This is a genomic window from Arachnia propionica (assembly GCF_003932785.1).
Classification (GTDB): domain Bacteria; phylum Actinomycetota; class Actinomycetes; order Propionibacteriales; family Propionibacteriaceae; genus Arachnia; species Arachnia propionica_B.
In genome coordinates, this window is the sequence record NZ_RQYT01000178.1 from 1 (window position 1) to 295 (window position 295).

Annotated in this window: 1 pseudogene; it reads left to right on the top strand. The window is 65.4% G+C overall.

The features are described from left to right. A pseudogene (locus tag EII35_RS16210) lies at positions 1-295 on the top strand (hypothetical protein); the annotation flags it as partial.

The following is a 295-nucleotide window of genomic DNA, read 5'->3' on the forward strand; positions in this document are numbered from 1 at the left end:
GTGGGCAGGACATGCTGCCCCAGGCCACGGTATTCGTCCACATCAACGCCGACGACCCCGCCCTCAACCCCGACAGCGACTCCTCCGGGGTTGCTGAGGTGGAGCGGTGGGGCGCGTTCCTCACCACACGACTGCCGGAGTTCTTGAAGGACTCGAAAGTCACCGTCCGACCCGTGGTCGATCCACTCCGGCATGCACCCGAGGATCTCCATGACCCGTCGGTCGGGTTGCGGATGGCAGTCACCGCATTGATGCCAGTCGATGTGTTCCCCTACGCTGCCCGCACCTCCAGGGC